Genomic DNA, 23,077 nt, shown 5'->3' on the forward strand with positions numbered 1-23,077 from the left:
TCGTGAGCGAGGGCCGAACTGCCCCCTGCCGACTCTCCATCCTGCAACAGCGTCAGGATGAGCACATGTCCGGTCCCTCGAACCTTCAACCATCCGTGTACCGGGAACTTCCCAGCACCGGCCGCGTCGCGGTCGTCACGGGCGCGTCGAGCGGGATCGGCGCCGCCACGGCGACCCGCTTGGCGGCCGAGGGGTTCTCCGTCGTCCTGGGCGCGCGGCGGCTGGACCGCCTCACCGAGCTGGCCGAGCGGATCGGCGGGCGGGCGCTGCCGCTCGACGTCACCGACGACGGGTCGGTGGCCGCCTTCTGCGCGCAGCTGGACCGGGTCGACGTCCTGGTCAACAACGCCGGCGGCTCGTGGGACATGGACCCGGTGGCCGACGCCGACCTCGACGCGTGGCAGCAGGCCTACGACGTCAACGTGCTCGGCACCGTGCGGATGACCAAGGCGCTGCTGCCCGCGCTGCGCGCCTCAGGCGCCGGCGACGTCGTCTTCGTCGGCTCGACCGCCGGGCTGATCAGCTACGAGGGCGGCGCCTCGTACACGGCCGCCAAGCACGCGATCCACACGCTGGCCGAGACGCTGCGGCTGGAGATCGTCGGCGAGCCGGTGCGGGTGATCGAGATCGCACCCGGGATGGTGCGCACCGACGAGTTCTCCCGCAACCGGCTCGGCTCGCAGGACAGGGCCGACAACGTCTACCGCGGGGTGCGCGAGCCGCTCGTGGCCGAGGACGTCGCCGACTGCATCGCGTGGACGGTCACCCGCCCGCACCACGTGAACATCGACCTCATGGTGGTGCGGCCGATCGCCCAGGCCGCCCAGCACAAGGTGGCCCGCGACAGCTGATAGCCGTTGACCCCGTTCCTGCGGAAGCGTCCTGACGACGTTTCCGCGGTGGACGGGAGGTTGTCGTGGGCTTGCTGCACGAGGCGCTGCCGGCGTCGACGCTGGTGGTGGCCATCGATCCGGGGAAGGTCAGCAATCGGGTCTGGTTGAGCACCGGTGAAGTCGGCCAGGTGGTGCCGCCGCTGTCGCTGCCGGTGTTGCGTCCGGGGCTGGAGCAGCTGCACCGACTGGTCGTGGACCACGTCGGCCCCTCGGGTCCGGTGTTCGCCATCGAGGCCTCCGGCGGGCTGCATCAGGCCTGGCTGCGCGAGCTCAACCAGCGGTTTCCCGGATCGGTCCGGCTCTTCGCGCCCTCGGAGACCACCGCCGCCCGAGCACAACTGGGATCGCGGCGATTCAAGACCGATGACCGGGACTGCGCGGCGCTGACCTACCTGGCCCGCCAAGGACAGGGCCGGCCGGTGCCCGACCAGGAACAGGACGCGCTCACCGCGGCTGTTCGCCACCGCCGCGGCCTGATCGGCGAGCACAAGGTGGCCCAGCAGCGGCTGCACGATCAACTGCATGCCCTCTGCCCCGGACTGGCCGCACCCGACGGGCATGGCCGGGCGCTGCCGGCCGACAGCGTGATCGGGCAGGCGGTGCTGGACTGCGCCGCGGCCTTCGCCGGCCGACCGCCCTCGATCCGTTCGCTGCGCGCTCGAGCCCGGGGGCGCGTGCTCACCAGCGAAGCGGAGTTCTGGGTCGGGCGGTGGCGGGCCTGCCTGCCACCGCCGCCCGACGCCTCGGCACGAGCAGCGCGGTTGAGCCGGAGCGTGGCCCGCTGGCGGGCGATCGCTGCCGACATCGCCGCGGTCGACGCGGAGATCACCGCTCTGCTGGCCGAAAGCGCCGGGCAGATCCTCACCACGCTGCCCGGTGTGGCCACCAGTCGTGCAGCAGCCTTCGCCGCGTTCAGCCTGCCGATTGCCCGGTTCCCCACCGCGGAGCATCTCTACTCGGCCACCGGCCTGGCCCCGGGCAGCTACCGGTCGGCGACGATCAACCGGCGCACCCCGATCTCCCGTCAGGGGCTGCCCGAACACCGCGATGCGCTGATGAACCTCGCCTGGGGCCTGTCCCAGCACTGCGGGCCGTTCATCGACCGCGCCCACGAGCTGCGCGCCCGCGGCCTGCGCCCGATCCCGGTCCGCATCGCCCTGGCCCGCCACGCCTGCCGACTGGCCTACACCCTGCTCCAGACCCAACAACCCTTCGACGAACAGCGCTACCGTCGAGCCCGGCACCAGAGCGAGCGGTGACGGCTGTGACAGCTATGCCGCACGACGGCGCAACCTAGCTTGCCGCCCGCTCGCCCTGGGGCCGCCCACGGCGCACAAGAAAGCCTGCCGCTCGACGGCGTCTGATCAGCCTGCCGACCAGGCCCCACCGCCGGACCGATCACCGCGCTGCGCTCCCAGGCCGGACGCCCCCCGCACCCGGCCGGATGACACCTGCCCGCCCGACGGTCTTGACCTCAAGGGCGAAAGCTAGGGCCGGACGGCGGTCGGCTCCCGCTCCAGGTGGACGCCGAAGCGCCGCTCGACCTCGGCGACGACCCGGTCGGCGAAGGCCAGCAGCTCGGTCGCGGTCGCGCCGTCCTCGGTGGTCAGCGCGAGGCTGTGCCGCGACGACGTCCCGACGTGGCCGTCGCGCGTGCCGCGGCCGAAGCCGGCGTGCTGGACCAGCCAGGCGGCGCTGAGCTTGACCAGCCCGTCGCCGGCCGGCCAGCTCGGGCAGCCCTCGACGGCCCGCGCAGCCGGGACGATCGGGTTGGTGAAGAAGGAGCCCGCGCTGCGGCTGTCCGGGTCGGCGGGGTCCAGCACCATGCCCTTGCCGCGGCGCAGCCCGATCACGGCGTCGCGGACGTCGGCGAGCGGCGCGCGCTCCCCCAGCTCCACGCCGAGCGTGCGGGCCAGCTCGGCGTACCCGACGGGGGCGGACAGCTCGCCCGGGTGCAGCGCGAAGGTCACCGAGAGGACGACGAACCGCGAGGGATCCCGCTTGAGCCGGCTGTCGCGGTAGCCGAAGCCGCACTCCGCCGGCGTCAGGCTGCGGCGGTCCTTCTCCACGCGGTCCCAGACCTCGACGGCGGTGATCGTCTGCGCGACCTCCTGGCCGTACGCGCCGACGTTCTGCACCGGCGTCGCACCGGTCGAGCCCGGGATGCCCGAGAGCGCCTCCAGTCCGGCCAGCCCGTCGGCGACGGTGTGCGCGACCACGCCGTCCCAGTCCTCGCCGGCAGCGACGACGAGGACGGCGCCGTCCCGCTGGATGCCCCGCGTGCGGACCAGGACGACGTCCCCCGGCCAGCCCTCGTCGGGCGCCACGACGTTCGAGCCGCCGCCCAGGACCAGCAAGGGCCGCCCGGCCTCGTCGGCGTCGCGGACGGCCTGCACGAGCTCGTCGGCGTCGGCGACCTCCACGAGCCGGTCGATGGGGCCGCCCACCGCGAGGGTGGTGAGCTCGGCGAGCCGGGCGTCGTGTCGGACCTGCACGACCCCACGCTAACCGCGACTAGGCTCCCGTCAGGTGAGCGGCGACCACAAGCAGCGCGCCTCGCTGCCGCCGATCCGCAAGAAGGCGCCGCGCCTGGCCGCCGGGCGAGCTCGGGCGCTCGGGCTGCCGACCCGCGGCACCACCAACGCCAACCGGCTGCGCCGGGTCGACCGCTGGCTGCTCGCCACGCAGGTCCCCCGGCTGCGCGACGCGGCCCGGCCCCTGGTGGTCGACCTCGGCTACGGCGCCTCCGCCGTCACGACGCTCGAGCTGGCCGAGCGGCTCGCGGCCGAGGTGGACGGGCTCGAGGTGGTCGGGCTGGAGATCGACCCCGAGCGCGTGGCTGCGGTCGCGGCCGACCGCGATCCGCCGCGCGTGGACTTCCGGCTCGGCGGCTTCGAGCTGGCCGGGCTGCAGCCGGTGCTGGTCCGCGCGTTCAACGTGCTGCGCCAGTACGACGAGCCGTCCGCCGCGCAGGCGTGGGACACCATGCGCGACGCGCTCGGTCCGGGCGGGCTGATCGTCGAGGGCACCTGCGACGAGTACGGACGGCGCGGCGCCTGGGTCGCCCTCGACGCGGACGGCCCGCTCACGCTCACGCTGTCGGCACGCGTCGCCGACCTGGCCCAGCCCTCCGACCTCGCCGAGCGGCTGCCCAAGGCGCTGATCCACCACAACGTGCCCGGGCAGCCGGTGCACGACTTCCTGCGCGCGTTCGACGCGGCGTGGGCCGCCTCGGCGTCGGTGTCCGCGTTCGGACCCCGGCAGCGGTGGACCGCCGCGGTCGAGACGATGGCCGAGCAGGGCTGGCCGTTCGTCGGGGCGACCCGCCGCTGGCGGCAGGGCGAGGTGACCGTGCGCTGGTCCGCGGTCGCGCCGGTTCCGGCAGCATGACCGGCGTGACCGCCCTCGCCGGAGAGTCCCTCCGCCTGCGCTGCATCGAGGCCGTGGTCGAGGAGGGCGAGCGGTTCGGGATCCTCGCCGCCGAGCTGGCCGACGCGGGCCGGCTCGACGTCGTCGTCCCGTGGGTGCCGGCGTGGACGGCGCGCGACCTGGTGGGACACCTCGGCACCGTGCACCGCTGGGCCACCGACATCGTGTGCGCCGGGCACGCCGACTCGCCGCCCGGTGAGCAGGAGCCTCCGGACGACGGCCTGCTCGACTGGTACGCCGCCGGCCACACCGCGCTGGTCCGCGCCCTGCGGACGACGCCGCCGGACTCCCCCGCGTGGCACATGAGCCCCGCCGCGCCGAAGGTGGCCGCCTCGTGGGCGCGCCGGCAGGCGCACGAGCTGGCGGTGCACCGGATGGACCTCGAGGCCACCGCGGGGGTGGCGCACGCGCCGCTCGACCCGGTCCTGGCCGACGACGGCGTGGACGAGCTGCTGTCGATCGTCGTCCCCCGCTGGGCGCACAGGGAGCCGCTGGCCGACGCCGACGCGGTGGTGGCGGTGACCAGCACCGGTAGCGGCCGGCAGTGGGAGGTGCGGGTCGACCGGGGTGTGGTGACGATCGGACCGGTGCCGTCCGGCGCTGCCGACGCCACGCTCACCGGCGACGGGACGCAGCTGCTGCGGCACCTGTGGGGCCGCCCGGCCGGGGTGCAGGTGGACGGCGACGCCACCGCCGAGGCCCTGCTGCGCGGTCGCTGACCGCGGTGGCGCGACGCCGGGAGGAGCTCCTCCCCCCTGGACCCACGCCCGTGCAGGGCGGCACCGCCGAGCTGCTCGGTGACGCCGACCGCGACGGCTCGTGGATGCTGCTGGTCAACAGCACGCCGCAGTCGCACGTCGACCTCGACGACCCGACGCACCTGGAGTTCGAGTACGTGCGCCGGATGGGCCACGTGCTCGACCTCGCGGCGGCCGAGGGTGTCCCGCTCGACGTCGTCCACCTCGGCGGCGGGGCGCTGACCCTGCCGCGGTACGTCGCGCTCACCCGGCCGGGCTCGCGGCAGCGGGTCGCCGAGATCGACGAGCCGCTGACCGAGCTGGTGCGGGCCCACCTGCCGCTGCCGCGGAACGCGCGGATCCGGGTCCGTGCGGCCGACGCGCGGGAGGCGGTCGCGTCGATGCACCCGGCGAGCGCGGACGTCGTGGTCAGCGATGTGTTCGCCGGAGCGCGCACCCCGGCGCACCTGACGACCGTCGAGTACGCCCGGGAGATCCGCCGCGTGCTGCGGCCGGGCGGCGTGCTGGCGGCCAACGTCGCCGACGGGCCGCCGCTGGCGTTCGCCCGCGCGCAGGCGGCGACCCTGCGCGCGGTGTTCCGGGAGGTCTGCCTGATCGCCGAGCCGGGGACGTTCCGCGGCCGGCGGTTCGGCAACCTGGTCGCGGTGGCGTCGGACGCGCCGCTGCCGGTCGCCGCGCTGGTCCGCCGCTGCGCCGGCGACCCGATGCCCTCGCGGGTGGTCGAGGGCGACGAGCTGGACCGGTTCGTCGGCAGCGCGCGGCCGATCCCGGACGCCGCGGCGCAGCCCTCTCCCGAGCCGCCGCCCGAGGTCTTCAGCCGCTGAGCGCCTGCTCGAAGGCGGCCAGCACCTCGGGCGAGAACAGCACGAAGCGCACCTCGACGACGTGCTCGGGCTCGACCGAGCAGACGCCGGCCACCGCCTGGCGGGCGGCGTCATCGACCGGCCAGCCGTAGATGCCGGCGGAGACCGCGGGGAAGGCGACCGTGCGGGCGCCGAGCCCGTCGGCCACCCGCAGGCTGCTGGCGTAGCAGGAGCGCAGGACGGCGCTGCGGTCCTCGGACGCCGACCAGATCGGACCCGCGGTGTGCACCACCCAGCGGGCCGGCAGGCGTCCGGCGGTGGTCGCGACGGCGTCGCCGCGGGGCAGCCTGCCGCCGGGCAGCCGTTCCTTGACCGCACGGCACTCGGCGAGGATCTCGGGACCGCCGCGGCGGTGGATCGCGCCGTCGACCCCGCCTCCGCCGAGCAGGCCGGGGTTGGCCGCGTTCACGACGACGTCGACGTCCGCCTCGGTGAGATCGCCGAGAACCGCCCGCAGCTGCACGGCCCGACCGTAAGGTCACCGGGCATGACGCCGCCCGTCTCCCGCCGGCTGACCCGCGACACCCGCAACAAGGTGCTCGGCGGCGTCTGCTCCGGCATCGCCCGCCTCATCGGGGTGTCCCCCACCGCGGTGCGCTGGGCGTTCGTGATCTCCTGCGTGCTCCCGGGCCCGCAGTTCATCGCCTACCTGGTGCTCTGGATCGTCATCCCGCCGGACACGCGGGCCTGACGGCTACCAGCTGTTGCCGCGGCGCAGTCCCCGCACGGCCGGCCGGACGTCGACCAGGTAGACGATCGCGGCGACGATCCCGGGCAGCCAGAGGAACCCGGCGAACGGCACCCCGAACAGGGCGAACGGCGTCATCGAGAACTCGACCAGCGCGGCCAGCCCGGTGATGCCCGCCCACGCGGGCTTGGTGAGCTTCCCGGCGGCCACGAACGACGTCGACGGGCGGAACAGCGCGTCGACGAACGCCCAGCCCGCCAGCACGAACATCGCCGTGTAGAGGGCGGTCATGAACAGCCATTCGAAGCCCACGCGGGCAGGGTACTCGCGCGGGCCGGTCCGCCAGGGGCTCCAGCGGACAGCACAGGGCCCCGGAGCGCTGTGCGCAGCTCCGGGGCCCTGATCCTTTCGTTCCCGCGTCAGGCCTTCTTGGCCGGGACGGCGGTCGGGTCGGCCGGCTTGGCGGTCCGGGCGCGGCTGGTGCGCGGCTTGCTCACCGACGCACTGGCCTTCGCCGGGGAACTCTTCCGGGCGGCCGTCGTGCTCTTGCGCGGCGCGCGCTTGGCCGGGGTCTCGGCGGCGGCGTCGACGGTCTCCTTGGTGCTCTCGGCGGCCTCGGCGGTCTTGCTCTCGGCCTTGTCGGCGACCTTGGTGGCCTTGGCAGCGGTCTTCTGCGCGACCGAGGTCACCTCGTTGGAGGCGTCCTTGACGGCCTTGGCGCCGTCCTCGATGGCCTCCTCGACCGTGCCCTCGACGGTGTCGACGGCGTTCTCGGCGCGACGGACGACCCGGCGGAAGCCGGGCTGCTGGCGCAGCTCCTCGACGACGTGGGCACCGCGCTCGGCGAGCGCCTCGACGGTGGCGAACGCCTGGGTGCGGGCGGTCTCGACCAGGCCGGTCACCGTGGTGCGGACGGCCTCGGGACGGACCGACGCGCGGAACTGCTCGGCGGCGGCGCGGGCCTGACCGGCGGCCTCGGTGGCCCGGGTGCGGGCCTCCTTGACGCCCAGGTCGGCCTGGACCTTGGCCTCGCCCGGCAGCGCCTCGGCGCGGTTGCGGAGCTGGTCGACGACGAGCTTGGCGCGCTGGACGGCCAGGTCGCCGGCGCCGATCGTGGCCAGGACGGGGGTCTTGGCGAAGTGGACGGCGGTCTCGCCGTACTGCTTCACGGTCTGGGTGGCAGTCATGCCGACTCCTTCGTGGTTGGGGGAACGTTCGCGGTGCGGGAAGAGTCAGGGGTGCGGGCGGCGTGCTCGCGGACGTAGGTCTCGTACAGCTCGAGCAGCACCGCCTTGTGCCGCTCCGAGAGAGCGGGGTCCGAGCGGATGGCCGCCACCGTGTCCGGTGTGCCGGACCGCCGGTCGAGGATCCCGGCCTGCTCGTAGAGCGACTCGGCCGAGATCTTCAGCCCCTTGGCGATCGCGGCGAGGATCTCCGCGGACGGCTTGCGGAGGCCCCTCTCCACCTGGGACAGGTACGGGTTGCTGACCCCGGCGGTGCGGGCCAGCTCGCGCAGCGACACGCTGGCGGCGTTGCGCTGCTCCCGGATGAACTCACCCACAGCCGACGCGGACGGCGCCGCGCCGACGGTCTCCGCAACGGAACCAGCGACCCGGTCCACCTTCTCGCGGACCGTCGTCACCTGCTCCCGCACGAACTCCGTGGGCTTCTGCACGTGACCTACGTTAGGCGACGGTGCTAGCTCTTGCAAGCGGAGGAGCTAGCACCCGACCGTGAGGCTCCTCACAGGCAAAAGTCCAGTTCAGGCGTTTACGGACGCCGCCGACCGGATCTCACCGACCACACCGTCGCCGCCGGAGACCGGGGTCAGCAACCAGGGAGCAAGCAGGTCGTCGCGCACGCCGAGCCGGCGCAGTCCCGCGGCGAGCACCGGGGTGCGGCCCCGCTCGCTGCCGTCGTCGAGCTTGAGCGCGACCGCCCCGCGACCGGGCACCGCCGCGACGTGCACGCCGTCCGCACCGCCCTTGACCAGCAGACCGGGGACGGCCTGCATCAGCTCGGTGTCCTCGCGGCCGGTGCCGGCGACCAGCCAGGGGTGGGCGCGCATGGCGTCGGCGACCGACCGCTCCTGGCTGCCTTCGGGCGCCTGGACCAGCGACAGCACCCCGCGGGCCAGCCCGCTCAGGGGCAGCGCGTGCTGGGGCGCACCGCACCCGTCGACGACGACGGCCGCCACCGGGTGCTCGGCCGTCTCGGCCAGCCGCGCCTCGATCGCCTGTTGCAGCGGGTGCCCCCGCTCGAGGTAGCCCTCGACCGGCCAGCCGGCGGCCACGCAGGCCGAGACCATCGCCGCGTGCTTGCCCGAGCAGTTCATCGCCAGCCGCTCGGGCGCCCGGCCCTCGGCCAGCCAGCGGGCGCGGGTGGGCTCGTGCATCGGCAGCGCCGGTGGGCAGCCGAGGTGCTCGGGCTCGAGCCCGACGGCGGCGAGCATCCCGGCGACGAGCTCGCGGTGGCCGTCCTCGCCGTTGTGCGACGCGGCGCCGATGGCCAGCTCCTCGGTCGACCGCGGCGCCCAGCCGGAGGCGAGCATCGCGGTCGCCTGCACCGGCTTGTTCGACGAGCGGGGCAGGATCGGCTGGTCGATCGCGCCGGCGGCGAAGAGCACGTCGCCGTCGGCATCGAGGACGACGAGCGCCCCCCGGTGCACCGACTCCAGGAACCCGGAGCGCCACACCTCCACCAGGACGGGGTTGTCAGGCCAGAAGTTCATCGGCCTTCGTCGGCCAGCAGCGCGGCGACGTCGGCCTCGCCCTCGCGGTAGCGGCGCCCCAGCTCACCGGCGAGGGCGTCCATCACGTTCTGCACGCCGCGGCGACGCTCGGAGAGCCCCTTCTCGGCCTCGGCGAGCGCCCGGGCGGCCTTCTCGAGCTTGGCGTCGGACAGCTCCTGGATCGAGGAGAGGTCGACGTCGGTCAGCCCGTTGACCCAGGACTCGAACTCCTCGGGGGACGACGGCTGCACGGTCTGGTGCCGGCCCAGGCCGTGGGCGGGGCCCCGGCCCTTCTCGGCGAGGATCTCCGGCAGCAGGTCCATCAGCGAGCGCCCGTCGTTGTCGGCGCGGCGCTGCAGCTCGCGCCGGACGATGTCGAGCCGCCCCTGCAGCAGCCGCCGCGTGTAGGAGAGGTTGACCTCCTCCTGCTCGGCCTGCCGGCGCAGCCGGCGCACCTCGGCCATCGGCAGGGTCTCCGCGCCATCGAGGAACGACGGGTCGAGCAGCGCGTCGACGGCGGCGCCGCCCGCGGCGGTCGGCTTCCTGGGACTCACGGTGCGGCCTCCACGGTCGTGCGGTTGTCGATGCCGAGGAACGCCCGGGCCTCGGCGGTGGTCAGCGGCGGGCGCTGGGCGATGCGGGCCAGCCCGGCCGCCCGTGCCACCAACTGTGCGTTGTCCCGGACCGGTTCGCCGGGAGCGTAGGTGAGCGTGTCCTCCATACCCACCCGCAGGTGGCCGCCGGCCGACAGCGCGGCGAGCATCACCGGCAGCGAGGTACGCCCGACGCCGGTAGCGGCAAAGGTCGATCCCTGAGGAAGCAGCGGCAGGCAGGCGGCGAGCGCCTGCGTCGTCCCGGGCATGCCGCCGGGGACGCCCATGACCAGGTCGACGTGCACGCGACCGCCGTGCGGCGCCCCGTGCTTGTCGAGCAGCCGCTGCAGCGTGGCCAGCTGGCCGAGGTCGAAGACCTCGTACTCGGGCACGATCCCCCGCTGCTGCATCTGCGTGTGCAGCTCGACGATCAGGTCCCACGGGTTGGAGAAGACGTCGCGGCCGAAGTTGACCGTGCCCAGGGTGAGCGAGGCGGCGTCCGGCTCGACGTCGAGGACGGCCAGCCGCTGGTCGAACGGGTCGGTGACCGCGCCGCCGCTGGAGATCTGCACGACCAGGTCGGTCGCCTCGCGCACCGCCTGGACGACCTCCCGGCAGCGGCCGAGGTCCAGCGTCGGGCGGGTGTCCTCCCCGCGGACGTGCAGGTGGATCACCGCGGCGCCGATCGCCTGGCAGTCGCGCGCGGTGGCCACGACCTCGTCGACGGTCACCGGCAGCGCCGGGACGTCGGCCTTCGCCGACTCCGCGCCGGTGGGCGCGAGGGTGATGAGGGTGCCCGGGGTCACGCCCGCATGTTCGCAGACCGGACGGCGCGCACGCGCTCCCGGGCGGCGGCGACCTCGGCGTCGACCTCGGCCGGGGCGTCGTCCGGGTCGATCGCGGCGGTGGCCCCGCCGACGGTCAGCGCGGCGTCGGGCGCGACGGACTGCTTGACCAGCGCGAGGGCGACGACCCCCAGCTCGTGGTGCCGGACGACGGTGCCGACCCGGCCGACGTCCCGGGTGCCGGCCTGCACCGGGGTGCCGGGCGTGGGCAGCTCCTCGCTGACGCCGTCCAGGTGCAGCAGCACCAGCCGCCGCGGCGGGCGGCCGAGGTTGTGCACGCGGGCGACGGTCTCCTGACCGCGGTAGCAGCCCTTCTCGAGGTGGACGGCGGTGCGCAGCCACTCCAGCTCGTTGGGGATCGTGCGGTGGTCGGTGTCGACGCCGAACCGCGGCCGGCGGCCCTCCACCCGCAGCGCCTCGTAGGCGTCGAGGCCGGCCAGGGTCGCGCCGGCGGCGAGCAGCCGGTCGGCGACCTCGGCCACCGAGGCCCGGGGGACGAGGAGGTCGATCACCGGGGCGCCGTCGCCGATCGGCGGCATGCGGCGCACGAAACCGCCGCCGTCCAGCGGGGTGACCGCGTCCGGGACCGGGAGACCAGCGGCGTCGAGGACGGCGTCCGCCCGCGGCCCGACGAGGGACAGCACGGCCCACTGGTCGGTGGCCAGGGCCGGCTCGACGCGGAGCATGAACACCATCCGCTGCAGGAAGGTGAGCAGCTCGGCGCCGGTGCCGGGCTCGACGTCGGCCCAGGTGGTGCCGTCGAGGTCGGCGAGCACGAGGTGGTGCTCGACGTGCCCGTTCGGGGAGAGGACCAGCGCCTGGGTGCCGGTGCGGTCGGCCAGCCGTTCCAGGTGCTGGCTGGTCAGGCTGTGCAGCCAGGTCAGCCGGTCGGCACCGGGGATCGCGAGGACGTCGCGGTCGCTGCGGTCGACCAGGCCGGCGCCCTCGGCGAGCTGCCGCTGCTCGCGCAGGGGGTCGCCGTAGTGGGCGGCGACGGCACCGTTCTCGACGGCGACGGCGCCCGGGCGTCCCAGGAGGGGGTTCATGCGTTCTCCGATCCAGCTCTCTCGCGGCAGTTGCGGCACGTCCCCGAGAGCGCGACGTGCCCCACGTCCACGGTGAAACCCAGTTCGGCGGCCAGACGTTCCGCGGCGCTGTCGAGCAGGTCGGGGTCGGCCGAGTCGATCGTGCCGCAGGAGGCGCACACCACGTGCAGGTGCGGGTGCTCGGCGGCCGCGTGGTACACCGGCGCACCCTTGCCGAGGTGGGTGTGCCAGACCAGGCCGAGGCGCTCGAGCACCTCGAGGTTGCGGTAGACGGTGGAGGTGTCCGGCGGGGTGCCGGCCGGCCCGGCCTGCTCGCGCAGCCAGGCGACGATCGCCTCCGGCGTGGCGTGGCGCAGCGCGTCGACCGCGGCGAGCACCTGGCGGCGCGGTGCGGTCAGCCGCAGCCCCTGGGCGTGCAGCCGCTCGGCCAGGGGCGCGGACCCGTCGCCCGGGCCGCCCCGGTGCGCGTGTTCGTGCGCCACGTGGCGAGCGTAGGCCGCCCGTGGGGCAGGCTGGGCACGTGGCGGACGACCTGAGAGTGGCGCTGTGGCGCAACGGCGAGGTGCAGCTGGCGGCGGCCGACGAGCCGGTGGTGACCGCCTTCGACCAGGGCCTGGCCCGCGGGGACGGCGTCTTCGAGTCGGTCGACGTCATCGGCGGTGGCACGCCGTACCTCGACGCGCACCTGGCCCGGCTCGCCCGCTCGGCCGCGCTGCTGGAGCTCGCCGACCCCGGGGCGGCGGTCTGGCGCGCGCTGGTCGACGCGCTGGTGGAGAAGTGGCCGGACGACGTCGAGGGCGCCTGCCGGCTCTACCTGACCCGGGGGTTGGGTGAGGGGGTGCCGCCGACGGTGCTCGCGGTGCTGTCCCCGGTGTCGGCTGAGGTGCTGCGCCAGCGTGCGGAGGGCATCGCCGTCGTCAGCCTGCAGCTCGGCGTCCCGGCCGATCTGCGCGCCCACGCGCCGTGGCTGCTGGGCGGGGCGAAGACGCTCTCCTACGCGGTGAACATGGCCGCTCTGCGGCACGCGCACGCGCAAGGTGCCGACGACGTCGTCTTCACCTCGCTGGAGGGCGGGCTGCTGGAGGGGCCGACGTCGACCGTCGTCTGGGCGGCCGGCGGCGCGCTGCGCACGCCGCCGCTGGAGACCGGGATCCTCGCCGGGACGACGATGGGCCGGCTGTTCGCCCGCGCGGCCGACGCGGGGTGGCCGACCGAGGTCGTGCCCGGCACGGTCGCCGACCTGCACGCCGCGGACGCGGTGTGGCTGGTGTCCGGCGTCCGCGGGGCGGCGACGGTGCACACCCTGGACGGCGTCCGGCGCGGCGACGCAGGCCTCTCGGCGCGGGTGCGGGAGCTGCTCGACCGGTAGCCTGGTCATCAGGTGCGCCGGGAAGTCTGGTCGGCAGGTCCGACCCGACCCCTGATCCTGGAGCCGCCGTCCATGCCTGGTCCCGTCCGCCTGTTCGCCCGCGGGTCGTGGGCCGAGACCCGCCGGATCGCCGACATCCTCAGCAAGGAGACGGTCGGCGGCGTCCTGCTGCTGGCCGGCACCGTGCTCGCGCTCGCCTGGGCGAACTCGCCCTGGTCGGCGTCCTACGAGGCGCTGCGGGACACCGAGGTCGGCCCGGCCGCGCTGCACCTGCACCTGACCCTCGGCGAGTGGGCGGCCGACGGGCTGCTCGCGATCTTCTTCTTCGTCGCCGGGCTCGAGCTCAAGCGCGAGTTCGTCGCCGGCGACCTGCGCGATCCGCGGCGGGCGGCGCTGCCGGTGGCGGCCGCGGTCGGCGGCATGGCCGTCCCCGCGGTGATCTACACGCTGGTCAACCTCGGCGGCGGTGGCCTGCGGGGCTGGGCGATCCCGACCGCGACCGACATCGCGTTCGCGCTCGCCGTCCTGGCCGTGATCAGCACGCACCTGCCCAGCGGGCTGCGCACCTTCCTGCTCACCCTCGCCGTCGTCGACGACCTGCTGGCCATCACGATCATCGCGATCTTCTACACCTCGGAACTGCACCTGCCCTGGCTGCTGCTGGCGCTGCTGCCTCTGGCCGCGTTCGGGGTGCTGGTGCAGAGGCGGGTCCGGTCGTGGTGGCTGCTGCTGCCGCTCGCCGCGCTCACGTGGGGGCTGGTGCACGCCTCGGGCGTGCACGCGACGGTGGCCGGGGTGCTGCTCGCGTTCACCGTGCCGGTCGTCCGGTCAGAGGCGGCGGGCGGTCCGGACGCCGGACCGGGGCTGGCCGAGCACTTCGAGCACCGCTTCCGCCCGCTCTCGGCCGGGATCGCCGTCCCGGTCTTCGCCTTCTTCGCCGCCGGCGTGACCATCGGCGGCCTGTCCGGGCTGGTCGACTCGCTGCAGGACCGGGTAGCGCTCGGCGTGGTCGTCGGGCTGGTGGTCGGAAAGACGATCGGGATCAGCGGGGCGACCTGGCTGGTCTCCCGCTTCACGCGGGCCCGGCTGGACGAGGAGCTGGGCTGGCCCGATGTGGTCGGCCTGGCACTGCTCGGGGGGATCGGCTTCACCGTCTCGCTGCTCATCGGCGAGCTGGCGTTCGGCGCGGGATCGGTCCGCGACGAGCACGCCAAGGTGGGCGTTCTGGTCGGCACGGTGGCGGCGGCGTTGCTGGCCGCGGTCCTGCTCCGGCTGCGCAACCGCCGCTACCGCCGGCTGGCGGCCCTCGAGCAGGTCGACGCGGACGGCGACGGCGTTCCGGACGTGTTCGGACCGGATTTCGCCGACGGCTGATTTATGCCGTTGCCGCCGCCCGGACCGGCGTCGTACCGTCGAGGTACACGAGAGAGGAGGTGGTCCGTACTTTGCATGCTTATCGGACTCGTGAGGTGGCTGTCCGCTAGCCGCCGTCCAGATGGGCCGCCCGTTCGGAGACTTTTTCGAACGACGGCATGATCGCCCGTCCGTCGTACGGCGGCGAGCGAGAACCGGACAGTCACCCGACCCCCGGGCTGCCGACATTTGTCCAGTCGGCCCGCGAGCCGCTCCCCTGCACCGCAGGGTCCAGCGCCGCGGAGCAGCCCGGGGGTTGTCCGTTCTTCCGGGTAGTTTTCCGGGGTGAACGTGGCCGGCTGTCCCGTCGAGACCGACCTCTCCGCCGCCGGCTGGATCGCCGCCGCCCTCGCCCCGCCCGAGCCTCCGACGCTCGCCTCCCTCGTGCCGCCGGTCTTCGAGGCCTACGGCCGGGTGCTGCACCCGGCCATCCGCTACGACGGGGACGACGACGTCGAGGTGCCGTGGTCCGCGGTGGCCGCGCTCAACGACCGGACCGCGCACCGGCAGATGCAGTGGCCGGCGATCACCGGCTCCTGGGACTTCGTGGGCGAGGACGACCAACCGGAGCTCTGGAACGACTCCCCCGCCGAGGGGCACCTGCTCGCCCCGGTCGCCGCGCGGCTGGCCGCCGTCCTCGCCGCGCACACCGCCGATCCCGGCGACTGCTGGTTCGGGGCCTGGACCGACGACGCCGACAGCACCGCCCTCCACCTCGGTCGACGGGCGTTCCGGCTGGTCCGCGGTCCGGTCGCGCTGGCCGCGGCGAACTTCGCGGCCGAGCCCGCGGAGCAGGGCCCGAGCCTGTGGTTCCCCGCCGACCGGGCGTGGTGCGTGGTCACCGACATCGACCTGATGAGCACCTACGTCGGCGGCAGCGCCGCAGCGGTGCGCGCCGTCCTCGACGACGACGGCCTCGACGCGTGGCCGGCCGAGCCCGGCGACGCGGTGACGCCGGACAGCGACCGGGTCAACCCGCCGCCGGACTAGGGGTCCCGGCGTCGTCCCAGTCGGTGCCCAGGACGGCGTGCGGGGCGGGTTCGGTCAGGACGTCGTAGCGGTGCAGCGCCAGGGCGCGCGTGTAGCGGCGGGCGATGTCCGGCATCGCCGACTCCCCTGGCTCCGGGCTCACGCCGAAGACCGTCCCGGGGTAGTCCAGCGGACCCATCAGCGCCCGGATGCGGTCCCGGTCGCCCGGGGGCACGAGCTCCACGGGATCCCCGCCGGCGAACCAGCCCATCGGCACGACCACGCCCACGGGCACGCGGGTGTTCACGTGGACGACGGCGCCGACCTCGACGTCGGCGCCGCGCTCCAGGTGCGCACCGTTGTAGAGCATCGCCCCGGTCGCGATCCGGGCGTCGCCGTCGACGGTGCAGCCCGTCAGGTGCGCGTGCGGACCGACGAGGACGTTGTCGCCGAGGCGCGTCGGGTGCCGGGGCACGCCGCGGACGACCGCGTTCTCCATGACGATGCAGTTCGCGCCGATCACGACAGGGCCGCCCTCGGCGGTCAGGACGGCCCCGTAGAGGACCCGGCTGTGCGGCCCGATCGTGACGTCGCCGGAGACGACGGCGGTCGGCGCGACGTACACGGACTCGTCGACCGTCGGGCGGCCGTTGCGGTGGACGACGAACATCGCCCCTCGGCCGGGTGGGTGCAGGTAGGGCTCCGGAACGACCATGGCCGGCCTTCCCTCTGCTCGAGAAGCTGAGCCTTCGGCGAGGCCGCGACAGTACCGCCGACCGAGCCGACGGCGTAGGTGCTGGACCGTGGCCGGCCTCCCCGGCATCCTCTGCCGGTGCGTCTGCTGACCGTCCGCCTCGTCGCCTTCCTCTGGGCGCTGACCTGGTGGATCTTCCCGGGATTCGGCCTGATCGACCTCTCCGTCACCTGGGACCCGGGCTGGCCGGTCGTCCTGGAGGCCAGCTGGGGCGTGTTCATGACGGTGCTGGTCGGGGGCTCGTTCCTGGTCGTCGCCGTCCGCCCGCGCCGGACCGCCCCGGCGCTGCTGACCCTCGGGATCGCGCTCGCCGCGCTGCTGGTCTGCGCCGCCGCCGGTCTGGAGCCGCAGGTGCTCGGCTACGCCGGCGTCCTGGCTGTCCAGACGGCGGTGCTGCTGGCCCTGCTCCGGCCGTGGCGGGAACCGCTGCGCCCGGTGCTCGGCCGGCCGTCGCTCCCGCTGCTCGTCGCGGCGGTGGCGGGCGCGGTGCCCTGGCTGGTGCACGCGGGCGCGGTGTTCGCGGACAACCGGCGCGACGCCGGGGAGAGCATCGGCGACCGCACCAACGGGGTCGACCACTACGCCGTGCAAGGTGCGCTGGCCCTCGCGCTGATCGCCCTGCCGTCGCTGGCCGCCGTCTGGCCGCGGGGACGGCGGCACCTCGGCGTCTCGGCCGGGCTCTCGGCCGCCTACCTCGGGCTGGTCTCGGTCGCCTTCCCCGACACCTGGGCGGGCTTCTCCCCCACGTGGTCGGTGCTCTGCCTCGCCTGGGGGTTCGCCGTCGCCGTCCTGGCGCTCGTGCCGCCGCGGCTACAGCTGGGCGAGCTCCGTGGCGAGGTCGTCGAGGCCGAGCGAGCCCTGTGACAGCGCCGCCATGTGCCAGGCCTTGAGGTCGAAGTCGGCGCCACGGTTCTTGCGGGCCGCCTCCCGGCCGGCCAGCCACGCCCGCTCGCCGAGCTTGTAGCTGATCGCCTGCCCGGGGATGCCGAGGTAGCGCACCAGCTCGCTGTCGAGGAACTCCGGGTCGCGGCCGCAGTTCTCGCCGAAGAAGGCGCGGGCCAGCTCCGGCGTCCACGGCTTCCCGCGGTGCTCGGCGACGGCGCCCTCGGCGTCGTCCGGGATCGGCAGCCCGAGGTGCATGCCGATGTCGACCACCACGCGGACCGCGCGCATCTGCTGCGCGTCCAGGTAGCCCAGCCGCGCGCCGGAGTCGCTCAGGAAGCCGAGCTCGTCCATGAGCCGCTCGGCGTAGAGCGCCCAGCCCTCTGCGTTCGCGCCGACCGAGCCCAGCGAGGTCTGGTAGGTGGAGAGGTCCTTGGCCACGTAGACCCACTGCGCGAGCTGCAGGTGGTGACCGGGGACGCCCTCGTGGTACCAGGTCGAGACGAGGTCCCACATCGGGAACCGCTCGCGGCCGAGGGTCGGCAGCCAGGTGCGGCCGGGCCGGGCGAAGTCCAGCGACGGGCGGGTGTAGTACGGCGCGGCGGCGCTGCCCGGGGGCGCGATCATCGCCTCCACCCGGCGGACCGGCTCGGCGAGGTCGAAGTGGGTGCCGTCGAGGGCGTCCATCGCCTCCTCCATCATCGCCTGCAGCCGCTCGCGGATCGTCTCCACGCCGTCCACGGCCTCGCCGTTGACGTCCAGCCAGCGCATGGCCTCCATCGGCGTCGCGCCGGGCACCGCCTTGTCGGCCTCGATGCGCTGCTCGGCCAGGATCCGCTGGTGCTCCGACCAGCCCCAGGCGTAGGCCTCCTCGAGCCGGCCACCGGCGGCGAGATCGGCGCCGTTCCAGCGGCGGACGGCGACGGCGTAGCGGTCGCGGCCGACGGCGTCCGGCGTGCCGGCGGTGCGCGGGAGGTAGGTGTCGCGCAGGTAGTCGCGGATGCCGGCGACCGCCTCGTCGGCGTCGCGGGCCGCGGACTCCAGCTTCCCCCGCAACGACTCGGGACCGGCCTGCACGAACGTCGCGAAGTAGGGGCCGGCCAGCCACTCGCCGAGCTGCCCGACGACGGTCTCCACCTGCCGGGGCGCGACGAACAGCCCGCGGCGCGAGCCCTCCTCGAGCGACGCCCGGTAGCCGTCGTAGGCCTCCGGCACCCGCGCCAGCCGCCGGCCGAGCACCGACCAGTCCTGCTCGCTCTGCGCCGGCATCAGCGAGAACACCTGGCGGACGGCGTGCACCGGGCTGAACAGGTTGGACAGGTTGCGGTAGCCCTCCCCGGCCTCGTGGCCGGCGAGATCGGTCTCCAGCCGCTCGCGGAGCAGGCGGGCGCAGCGCCGCTCGACGGCGTCGTCCTCGAGCGCGGGGTTCTCGACGAGCACGCGGTCGAGCTCGGCGAGGGTGCCGCGGACCAGGTCGGCCTCGGCCTCGATGCCCTCCGGGGAGAGGTCGGGCAGCCGGTCGTCGCCGGGGCGGTTGCCCAGCCCGGTGGCCACGATCGGGTCCAGGTCGGAGATCTTCTCGACGAAGGCGTCGGCGACTTCGCGGGGCGTGGTGCTCATCGGATCCGTTCGAGTCGGGCGGACATGGTCGGACGCAGCTGGCGGTCGGGCCCTGCGCGGTCGATGGCGTACATCAGCGCGCCTTCGACGATGCCGTAGAGCCGGACGGCGTGCACCACGTCGGGCGCCTCCGGGGTACGGGCGAGCACGTCGGTGGCCAGCTCCCAGCTGGTCGTCGTCCTGGCCCGGCCGGCGTAGATCTCCACCCAGCCGTCCGGGCTGGCGACCAGCAGCTCGACGTCGTCCGTGCCGCGGGGCCGCAGGAAGCCCGACTCCCGCGCATCGGGGCCGACGATCTGGCCGTCGTCGGTCAGCCGCCACGACCGCGCCTCGTAGGCGAGGAAACCCCGGCCGTCGTGGGCGAAGCGGATCCACTGGCCGAAGCGGTGGTCGCCGTCGGGGCCGGCGGCCTGCCCCTCGCCGTGCCACTCGCCCAGGAGCGGCAGGACGGCGAGCAGCTCGTCGGAGACCTCCGGCCCGCTGCGGACGTCGGCGGTGTCGGGCAGCGGCAGCTCGGTCGGCTCGCTCACCGGCGGACACCCTTCGGCCGCCGGCCGACGCGGTAGGCGCCGTACGCGCAGGCCAGCGCCACGAGGGTGGCCAGGGTGACCAGGACCCAGGCAGAGACCATGGCGTCCACCGTAGGACGGCGGGGTCGTGCCTCGTCAGGCGGCTGCCGAGCGGGCCGTCGCCACCGACGCGGCGACGACGTCGGCCCAGGGGGTGGCGGTCAGCCCGAAGGTGTCGGTGGTCCCCGTCGCGTCGATCACGTAGGGCTGGTCGAACTGGTGCCGGACGTCGACGACCTCGCGCAGAAACGGCACCCCCAGGCCGGCCGCCCGCAGCACCCACCACGGCATGCCGCTGACCTTCGGCGCCGGCTTGCCCAGCGCGGCCGCGAGGTCGGTGAGGGCCTCGCGCTGCGAGCGGATCGCGCTCGGCACGTGCCAGGCCCGGCCCCAGGCGCGTTCATCGGTGGCCAGCACCGCCAGCGTCGCGGCCACGTCGGGCAGGTAGGACCAGCCGCGGGGGACGTCGGGGTCGCCGACCACCCACGCCCGCCGGCCCTTCTCCAGCGCCGGCAGCTGCCGCATGAGGTGCGAGTGGTCGGCCGGCACCTGGGGTCCGACGAAGTCGGCGGCGCGCGCCTCGGTCACCCGGACGCGGCCGGCCTCGTGCGCGGCGAGCGCGTCGGCCCACATCCGCGCGCGGACGCGGCCCTTGGTGTCGGTGGCGGCCAGGGGCGAGTCCGGCGTCATCGGGCCGGTGGGGCGGCCGTAGCCGTACAGGTTGCCCATGGTCACGAGGACGGCGCCGGTCCGCTCGGCCGCACCGAGCAGCGCCGCCGCGACCGGCGGCCAGTCGGTGGCCCAGCGGTGGTAGGCGGGGTTGACCGCGTTGTAGAGCGCGGCGGCGCCCTGCGCGGCGGCGGCGAGCGCACCGGCGTCCGTGGCGTCCACCTGGCGGTGCTCGATGCCGTCGGCGGACCGGCCGCCGCTGCGGGACAGCACCCGCACCTCGTGGCCGTGCGTGGTCAGCAGCTCCGCCGTCGTCATCCCGACCGGGCCCTTGCCGACGATCACGTGCAGTGCCATGACGTTCTCCTTTGTGAGCGCTGCTCTCGAATGCGGCCACTGTTCACCTCTTCATGTCGACCTGTCAAGAGCAGTGCTCTCACTTGCGTTCACTGTTCTCGTACCGCACCATGGCGACGTGCCCACCGCCCGTGAACGCGTCCGCGCGGAGCTGACCGCGGAGATCACCGAGGCCGCCCGCCGCCAGCTGGCCGAGGTCGGCGCTGCCGCCCTCTCGCTGCGCGCTGTCGCGCGGGAGCTGGGGATGGCGTCGTCCGCGCTCTACCGGTACTTCCCGAGCCGCGACGACCTGCTGACCAGGCTGATCATCGACGGCTACGACGCGCTGGGGGAGGCGGCGGAGAAGGCCGACGACCCCGCAGCGCCGCCGCTCGAGCGCTGGCTGGCGATCTGCCGGGCAGTGCGCCACTGGGCCCGCGAGCACCCGCACGAGTACGCGCTGCTCTACGGCTCGCCGGTGCCCGGCTACCAGGCGCCGAAGGACACCGTCCCGGCCGCGTCACGGGTGGGGGTGCGGCTGGGCATGGTGCTCGGCGACGCCGCCCGCGCCGGGCAGCTCCCCCCGCCGGCGCGAGTCGAGCGGGACCCGCGACTGGTGAGCGACGACGCCGTCGCCGTCCTCGGCGGGGACCACCCCGACCTCGACGACGCCGTCCGGGTCCGGGCGCTGCTGGCGTGGAGCGCGATCTACGGGACCATCAGCTTCGAGCTGTTCGGGCACTTCGTCGGGTCCGTGGAGGACGGCGACCGCTACTTCGACCTCACCATGACCGAGCTCGCCGGGCTCATCGGGCTCCGTGCCGTTCACCGGTAGCCACCCGGCGGCGGTGCTGCCGTTCCTGCGCACACCGCTGCCGGCTTCGGCGCTCGTGATCGGCAGCATGGCCCCGGACCTGCCGTTCTACCTGCCGCTCCCCCAGTGGTACCCGACCCACACCTGGCTCGCCGGCGTCACGACCGACCTGCTCCTCGGTCTGCTCGCCTGGGCGCTGTGGCACGGGTTGCTCGCCGAGCCGGCATCGGCGACGGCGCCGGCGGCGCTGCGCGGCCGTCTCGCCGGAGGCGTCGCACCGGGCCTGGCCGTGCGGATCGCCTCGGTGCGGCAGGTCGTGCTGCTCGTCGTCGCCCTGGTGCTCGGAACGGCGACCCACCTGGCCTGGGACGCGTTCACGCACGCCCGCCGCTGGGGCGCCGAACACCTCTCCGTGCTCGCGGAGAGCTGGGGACCGCTGCCGGGCTACCGCTGGCTGCAGTACGCCAGCAGCGTGGTGGGGCTCGCGGTTCTGCTCGTCTGGTTCGTCCGGTGGTGGCGGCGCACGCCCGCCGTCCCGACCCGGGCGGAGCCGGCGGCCCGGTGGGTGTGGCCGCTGCTCGCCGTCCTGGCCGTGGGTGCGGGCACCGTCGCCGGCCTCGCCGCCGGCAGCCTGGACGACGCCGTCTTCCCCGCCGCGCAGTGGGCCGGCGGCACGGTGCTGCTGATCGCCGTCCTGCTCGCGATCGGGTGGCACCTCACCCGGCGCCGGTCGTCCTCCCTCACCGCGCGTGTTCCTGGCTCACGTCAGGACATGAGCTAGGAAGCGTTCGGATCAGGTGACCTGATCGTGGCCCACCGCCGCGGGTCAGGACCTGAGCAGGCGGAAGGCGTGGGTCCAGGTGCCGGTGCGCGCGCCGTAGGCGACCCAGGCCATGCACATCGCCTCGAGCCAGCGGCTGGCCTCGATGCCGCCGAGGTCGGCGACGTCCCAGCCGGTCTCCTCCAGCAGCGAGGTCACCAGGGCTTTGGCGTCGACGTCGTCCCCCGCCAGGAACATCGTCGGCGGGCCGCCGGGTAGGTCGGGGTCGACCATCAGCGCGTTGCCCACCGTGTTGTAGGCCTTGACCACACGTGCACCCGGCACCGCGCGCTGGATCTGCTCGCCGAGCGAGTCGGTCGTCCCGACGAACAGCCCCATCCCGCCCTCGGAGGGCTCCAGCGGGTTGGTCGCGTCGACGAGCACCTTGCCCTCGAGCTCGGCGGCGACCGACCGGACCAGGTCGACCGCGACGTGGCCGTTCACCGCGATGACGACCAGGTCGGCGCCGCGCACCACCTCCGCGGGCGGGGCGGAGGGCACGCCCTCGACCTGCGCCTGCCGGGTGCCGATGCGCACGCCGTGCCCGTGCCGGGCGTAACCGGCGGCGAGCGCCCGGCCGACGACGCCGCTGCCGAGGATCCCGATCTCCATGCCGGTCAGCTCACTCCGGGCACCGGGTCAGGACAAGACCCCTGGAGACGCGACGAGCGGAGTGCCACGGGCGCGATCTCCGCGCCGTGGCACTCCGCTCGTCAGTCGTTCAGTCGAGGACGACGGTCGTCTCGTTGAGGCCGACGTCGGCGGAGAGGCTGCGCTCACCCTTGCCGACGGGGGCCAGCGAGCGGACCTTCCACGCGCCCGGCGCGGCGAAGAACCGGAACTGGCCCTCCGGCGAGGTCACCACCTCGGCGGTGAACTCGTCGGTCGCGTCGAGCAGCCGGACGTAGGCGCCGGCCACCGGGGCTCCGTCGTGCCAGACCTGGCCCTGGATCACCGTCTGGGTGTCCAGGTCGATGCCGGCCAGGCCACCGCCCTGCTTCGGGGCTCCGCACATG

At 74.7% G+C, this 23,077-nt stretch carries 28 protein-coding genes; 12 read left to right on the forward strand and 16 right to left on the reverse strand.

Features of this window, described 5'->3' with window-relative positions; all coding sequences use genetic code 11:
* The first annotated feature begins 95 nt into the window (after positions 1–95).
* Positions 96–851 (forward strand): SDR family oxidoreductase, encoded by a 756-nt coding sequence (locus GGQ55_RS06050; protein WP_366488832.1) that lies wholly within the window; start codon positions 96–98, stop codon positions 849–851.
* A gap of 65 nt (positions 852–916) precedes the next feature.
* Positions 917–2,152: an IS110 family RNA-guided transposase gene (locus GGQ55_RS06055; RefSeq protein ID WP_179714810.1), complete on the forward strand. Its 1,236-nt coding sequence runs from the start codon at positions 917–919 to the stop codon at positions 2,150–2,152.
* Positions 2,153–2,380: 228 nt separating this feature from the next.
* Here GGQ55_RS06055 and GGQ55_RS06060 read toward each other — a convergent pair whose 3' ends face one another.
* Positions 2,381–3,388, reverse strand: a complete 1,008-nt coding sequence (locus GGQ55_RS06060; RefSeq protein WP_179715574.1) for a UDP-N-acetylmuramate dehydrogenase — start codon at positions 3,386–3,388, stop codon at positions 2,381–2,383.
* A 34-nt stretch (positions 3,389–3,422) separates the two neighbouring features.
* On the opposite strand from GGQ55_RS06060, the gene GGQ55_RS06065 reads away from it, so the two are divergent.
* Genes GGQ55_RS06065 through GGQ55_RS06075 form a run of 3 tightly spaced genes read left to right on the forward strand, consistent with a single transcriptional unit; the run spans position 3,423 to position 5,904 of the window.
* Positions 3,423–4,283 carry a class I SAM-dependent methyltransferase gene (locus GGQ55_RS06065; RefSeq protein WP_179715575.1) on the forward strand — a complete coding sequence of 287 codons (861 nt, stop codon included), beginning with the start codon at positions 3,423–3,425 and terminating at the stop codon, positions 4,281–4,283.
* A 5-nt stretch (positions 4,284–4,288) separates the two neighbouring features.
* On the forward strand, positions 4,289–5,041 hold the full coding sequence (locus tag GGQ55_RS06070) for a maleylpyruvate isomerase family mycothiol-dependent enzyme (RefSeq protein ID WP_179715576.1): 753 nt from the start codon (positions 4,289–4,291) through the stop codon (positions 5,039–5,041).
* Between the two features lie 50 nt (positions 5,042–5,091).
* Positions 5,092–5,904: a spermidine synthase gene (locus tag GGQ55_RS06075; protein WP_366488835.1), complete on the forward strand. Its 813-nt coding sequence runs from the start codon at positions 5,092–5,094 to the stop codon at positions 5,902–5,904.
* Here the strand turns inward: GGQ55_RS06075 and GGQ55_RS06080 are convergent.
* Positions 5,894–6,406 carry an O-acetyl-ADP-ribose deacetylase gene (locus GGQ55_RS06080; protein WP_179715577.1) on the reverse strand — a complete coding sequence of 171 codons (513 nt, stop codon included), beginning with the start codon at positions 6,404–6,406 and terminating at the stop codon, positions 5,894–5,896. The two genes, GGQ55_RS06075 and GGQ55_RS06080, sit on opposite strands and share 11 nt — an antisense overlap.
* Positions 6,407–6,430: 24 nt before the next feature.
* Here GGQ55_RS06080 and GGQ55_RS06085 point away from each other — a divergent pair, with 24 nt between their 5' ends.
* The gene (locus tag GGQ55_RS06085) at positions 6,431–6,634 is read left to right on the forward strand and encodes a PspC domain-containing protein (protein ID WP_179715578.1); all 204 of its coding nucleotides are present in this window, start codon (positions 6,431–6,433) and stop codon (positions 6,632–6,634) included.
* A 3-nt stretch (positions 6,635–6,637) separates the two neighbouring features.
* Here GGQ55_RS06085 and GGQ55_RS06090 read toward each other — a convergent pair whose 3' ends face one another.
* The 8 genes from GGQ55_RS06090 to GGQ55_RS06125 form a co-directional block, all read right to left on the reverse strand.
* On the reverse strand, positions 6,638–6,943 hold the full coding sequence (locus GGQ55_RS06090; protein WP_366488837.1) for a DUF2516 family protein: 306 nt from the start codon (positions 6,941–6,943) through the stop codon (positions 6,638–6,640).
* Between the two features lie 107 nt (positions 6,944–7,050).
* On the reverse strand, positions 7,051–7,818 hold the full coding sequence (locus GGQ55_RS06095) for a hypothetical protein (protein WP_179715579.1): 768 nt from the start codon (positions 7,816–7,818) through the stop codon (positions 7,051–7,053).
* The gene (locus tag GGQ55_RS06100; RefSeq protein ID WP_179715580.1) at positions 7,815–8,306 is read right to left on the reverse strand and encodes a helix-turn-helix domain-containing protein; all 492 of its coding nucleotides are present in this window, start codon (positions 8,304–8,306) and stop codon (positions 7,815–7,817) included. Before GGQ55_RS06100 ends, GGQ55_RS06095 begins: the two co-directional genes overlap by 4 nt.
* Positions 8,307–8,393: 87 nt before the next feature.
* Positions 8,394–9,362: an asparaginase gene (locus GGQ55_RS06105; RefSeq protein WP_179715581.1), complete on the reverse strand. Its 969-nt coding sequence runs from the start codon at positions 9,360–9,362 to the stop codon at positions 8,394–8,396.
* Positions 9,359–9,916 (reverse strand): RsiG family protein, encoded by a 558-nt coding sequence (locus tag GGQ55_RS06110; protein ID WP_179715582.1) that lies wholly within the window; start codon positions 9,914–9,916, stop codon positions 9,359–9,361. Before GGQ55_RS06110 ends, GGQ55_RS06105 begins: the two co-directional genes overlap by 4 nt.
* The gene (locus tag GGQ55_RS06115) at positions 9,913–10,761 is read right to left on the reverse strand and encodes a beta-keto acid cleavage family enzyme (protein WP_179715583.1); all 849 of its coding nucleotides are present in this window, start codon (positions 10,759–10,761) and stop codon (positions 9,913–9,915) included. The genes GGQ55_RS06110 and GGQ55_RS06115 overlap by 4 nt, the downstream gene beginning before the upstream one ends.
* Complete coding sequence (gene ygfZ / locus GGQ55_RS06120) at positions 10,758–11,846, reverse strand: CAF17-like 4Fe-4S cluster assembly/insertion protein YgfZ (protein WP_179715584.1); 1,089 nt, start codon at positions 11,844–11,846, stop codon at positions 10,758–10,760. The genes GGQ55_RS06115 and ygfZ overlap by 4 nt, the downstream gene beginning before the upstream one ends.
* Positions 11,843–12,328 carry a Fur family transcriptional regulator gene (locus tag GGQ55_RS06125; protein ID WP_179715585.1) on the reverse strand — a complete coding sequence of 162 codons (486 nt, stop codon included), beginning with the start codon at positions 12,326–12,328 and terminating at the stop codon, positions 11,843–11,845. Before GGQ55_RS06125 ends, ygfZ begins: the two co-directional genes overlap by 4 nt.
* Positions 12,329–12,366: 38 nt before the next feature.
* Between GGQ55_RS06125 and GGQ55_RS06130 the strand changes: the two genes are divergently transcribed.
* The 3 genes from GGQ55_RS06130 (at position 12,367) to GGQ55_RS06140 (ending at position 15,618) form a co-directional block, all read left to right on the forward strand.
* Positions 12,367–13,215, forward strand: a complete 849-nt coding sequence (locus tag GGQ55_RS06130) for an aminotransferase class IV (RefSeq protein ID WP_179715586.1) — start codon at positions 12,367–12,369, stop codon at positions 13,213–13,215.
* Positions 13,216–13,287: 72 nt separating this feature from the next.
* A complete protein-coding gene (gene nhaA, locus GGQ55_RS06135) occupies positions 13,288–14,589 on the forward strand; it encodes a Na+/H+ antiporter NhaA (RefSeq protein WP_179715587.1) in 1,302 nt (433 codons plus the stop codon).
* Positions 14,590–14,919: 330 nt separating this feature from the next.
* Positions 14,920–15,618 carry a hypothetical protein gene (locus GGQ55_RS06140; RefSeq protein WP_218859181.1) on the forward strand — a complete coding sequence of 233 codons (699 nt, stop codon included), beginning with the start codon at positions 14,920–14,922 and terminating at the stop codon, positions 15,616–15,618.
* Here the strand turns inward: GGQ55_RS06140 and GGQ55_RS06145 are convergent.
* Entirely contained in the window at positions 15,599–16,312 is a 714-nt protein-coding gene (locus tag GGQ55_RS06145) for a gamma carbonic anhydrase family protein (RefSeq protein WP_179715589.1), read from the reverse strand. The two genes, GGQ55_RS06140 and GGQ55_RS06145, sit on opposite strands and share 20 nt — an antisense overlap.
* 117 nt (positions 16,313–16,429) lie before the next feature.
* Between GGQ55_RS06145 and GGQ55_RS06150 the strand changes: the two genes are divergently transcribed.
* On the forward strand, positions 16,430–17,215 hold the full coding sequence (locus GGQ55_RS06150) for a hypothetical protein (RefSeq protein WP_179715590.1): 786 nt from the start codon (positions 16,430–16,432) through the stop codon (positions 17,213–17,215).
* Here the strand turns inward: GGQ55_RS06150 and GGQ55_RS06155 are convergent.
* The 3 genes from GGQ55_RS06155 to GGQ55_RS06165 form a co-directional block, all read right to left on the reverse strand.
* Positions 17,162–18,853, reverse strand: coding sequence for a DUF885 domain-containing protein (locus GGQ55_RS06155; RefSeq protein WP_179715591.1), 1,692 nt, complete (start codon positions 18,851–18,853; stop codon positions 17,162–17,164). The two genes, GGQ55_RS06150 and GGQ55_RS06155, sit on opposite strands and share 54 nt — an antisense overlap.
* Entirely contained in the window at positions 18,850–19,383 is a 534-nt protein-coding gene (locus tag GGQ55_RS06160; protein WP_179715592.1) for a heme-binding beta-barrel domain-containing protein, read from the reverse strand. The genes GGQ55_RS06155 and GGQ55_RS06160 overlap by 4 nt, the downstream gene beginning before the upstream one ends.
* A gap of 135 nt (positions 19,384–19,518) precedes the next feature.
* Entirely contained in the window at positions 19,519–20,448 is a 930-nt protein-coding gene (locus tag GGQ55_RS06165) for an NAD-dependent epimerase/dehydratase family protein (RefSeq protein ID WP_179715593.1), read from the reverse strand.
* A gap of 118 nt (positions 20,449–20,566) precedes the next feature.
* Between GGQ55_RS06165 and GGQ55_RS06170 the strand changes: the two genes are divergently transcribed.
* Together GGQ55_RS06170 and GGQ55_RS06175 are read left to right on the forward strand one after the other, a co-directional pair.
* A complete protein-coding gene (locus GGQ55_RS06170; protein WP_366488842.1) occupies positions 20,567–21,262 on the forward strand; it encodes a TetR/AcrR family transcriptional regulator in 696 nt (231 codons plus the stop codon).
* Positions 21,246–22,022, forward strand: coding sequence for a DUF4184 family protein (locus GGQ55_RS06175; protein ID WP_179715595.1), 777 nt, complete (start codon positions 21,246–21,248; stop codon positions 22,020–22,022). Before GGQ55_RS06170 ends, GGQ55_RS06175 begins: the two co-directional genes overlap by 17 nt.
* A gap of 45 nt (positions 22,023–22,067) precedes the next feature.
* Here GGQ55_RS06175 and GGQ55_RS06180 read toward each other — a convergent pair whose 3' ends face one another.
* Both GGQ55_RS06180 and GGQ55_RS06185 read right to left on the reverse strand, forming a co-directional pair.
* Positions 22,068–22,673 (reverse strand): NADPH-dependent F420 reductase, encoded by a 606-nt coding sequence (locus tag GGQ55_RS06180; RefSeq protein WP_179715596.1) that lies wholly within the window; start codon positions 22,671–22,673, stop codon positions 22,068–22,070.
* 109 nt (positions 22,674–22,782) lie between these two features.
* A complete protein-coding gene (locus GGQ55_RS06185; protein ID WP_179715597.1) occupies positions 22,783–23,076 on the reverse strand; it encodes a DUF1416 domain-containing protein in 294 nt (97 codons plus the stop codon).
* Position 23,077: the final 1 nt, after the last annotated feature.

Source organism: Petropleomorpha daqingensis (assembly GCF_013408985.1).
GTDB lineage: Bacteria > Actinomycetota > Actinomycetes > Mycobacteriales > Geodermatophilaceae > Petropleomorpha > Petropleomorpha daqingensis.

Excerpts from the sequence above, each read along its gene's own strand:
- ygfZ (WP_179715584.1), bottom strand. The coding sequence starts at position 11,846 with ATGAACCCCCTCCTGGGACGCCCGGGCGCCGTCGCCGTCGAGAACGGT.
- GGQ55_RS06105 (WP_179715581.1), bottom strand. The coding sequence starts at position 9,362 with ATGAACTTCTGGCCTGACAACCCCGTCCTGGTGGAGGTGTGGCGCTCC.
- GGQ55_RS06145 (WP_179715589.1), bottom strand. The coding sequence starts at position 16,312 with ATGGTCGTTCCGGAGCCCTACCTGCACCCACCCGGCCGAGGGGCGATG.
- GGQ55_RS06180 (WP_179715596.1), bottom strand. The coding sequence starts at position 22,673 with ATGGAGATCGGGATCCTCGGCAGCGGCGTCGTCGGCCGGGCGCTCGCC.
- GGQ55_RS06095 (WP_179715579.1), bottom strand. The coding sequence starts at position 7,818 with ATGACTGCCACCCAGACCGTGAAGCAGTACGGCGAGACCGCCGTCCAC.
- nhaA (WP_179715587.1), top strand. The coding sequence starts at position 13,288 with ATGCCTGGTCCCGTCCGCCTGTTCGCCCGCGGGTCGTGGGCCGAGACC.
- GGQ55_RS06085 (WP_179715578.1), top strand. The coding sequence starts at position 6,431 with ATGACGCCGCCCGTCTCCCGCCGGCTGACCCGCGACACCCGCAACAAG.
- GGQ55_RS06165 (WP_179715593.1), bottom strand. The coding sequence starts at position 20,448 with ATGGCACTGCACGTGATCGTCGGCAAGGGCCCGGTCGGGATGACGACG.
- GGQ55_RS06185 (WP_179715597.1), bottom strand. The coding sequence starts at position 23,076 with ATGTGCGGAGCCCCGAAGCAGGGCGGTGGCCTGGCCGGCATCGACCTG.
- GGQ55_RS06155 (WP_179715591.1), bottom strand. The coding sequence starts at position 18,853 with ATGAGCACCACGCCCCGCGAAGTCGCCGACGCCTTCGTCGAGAAGATC.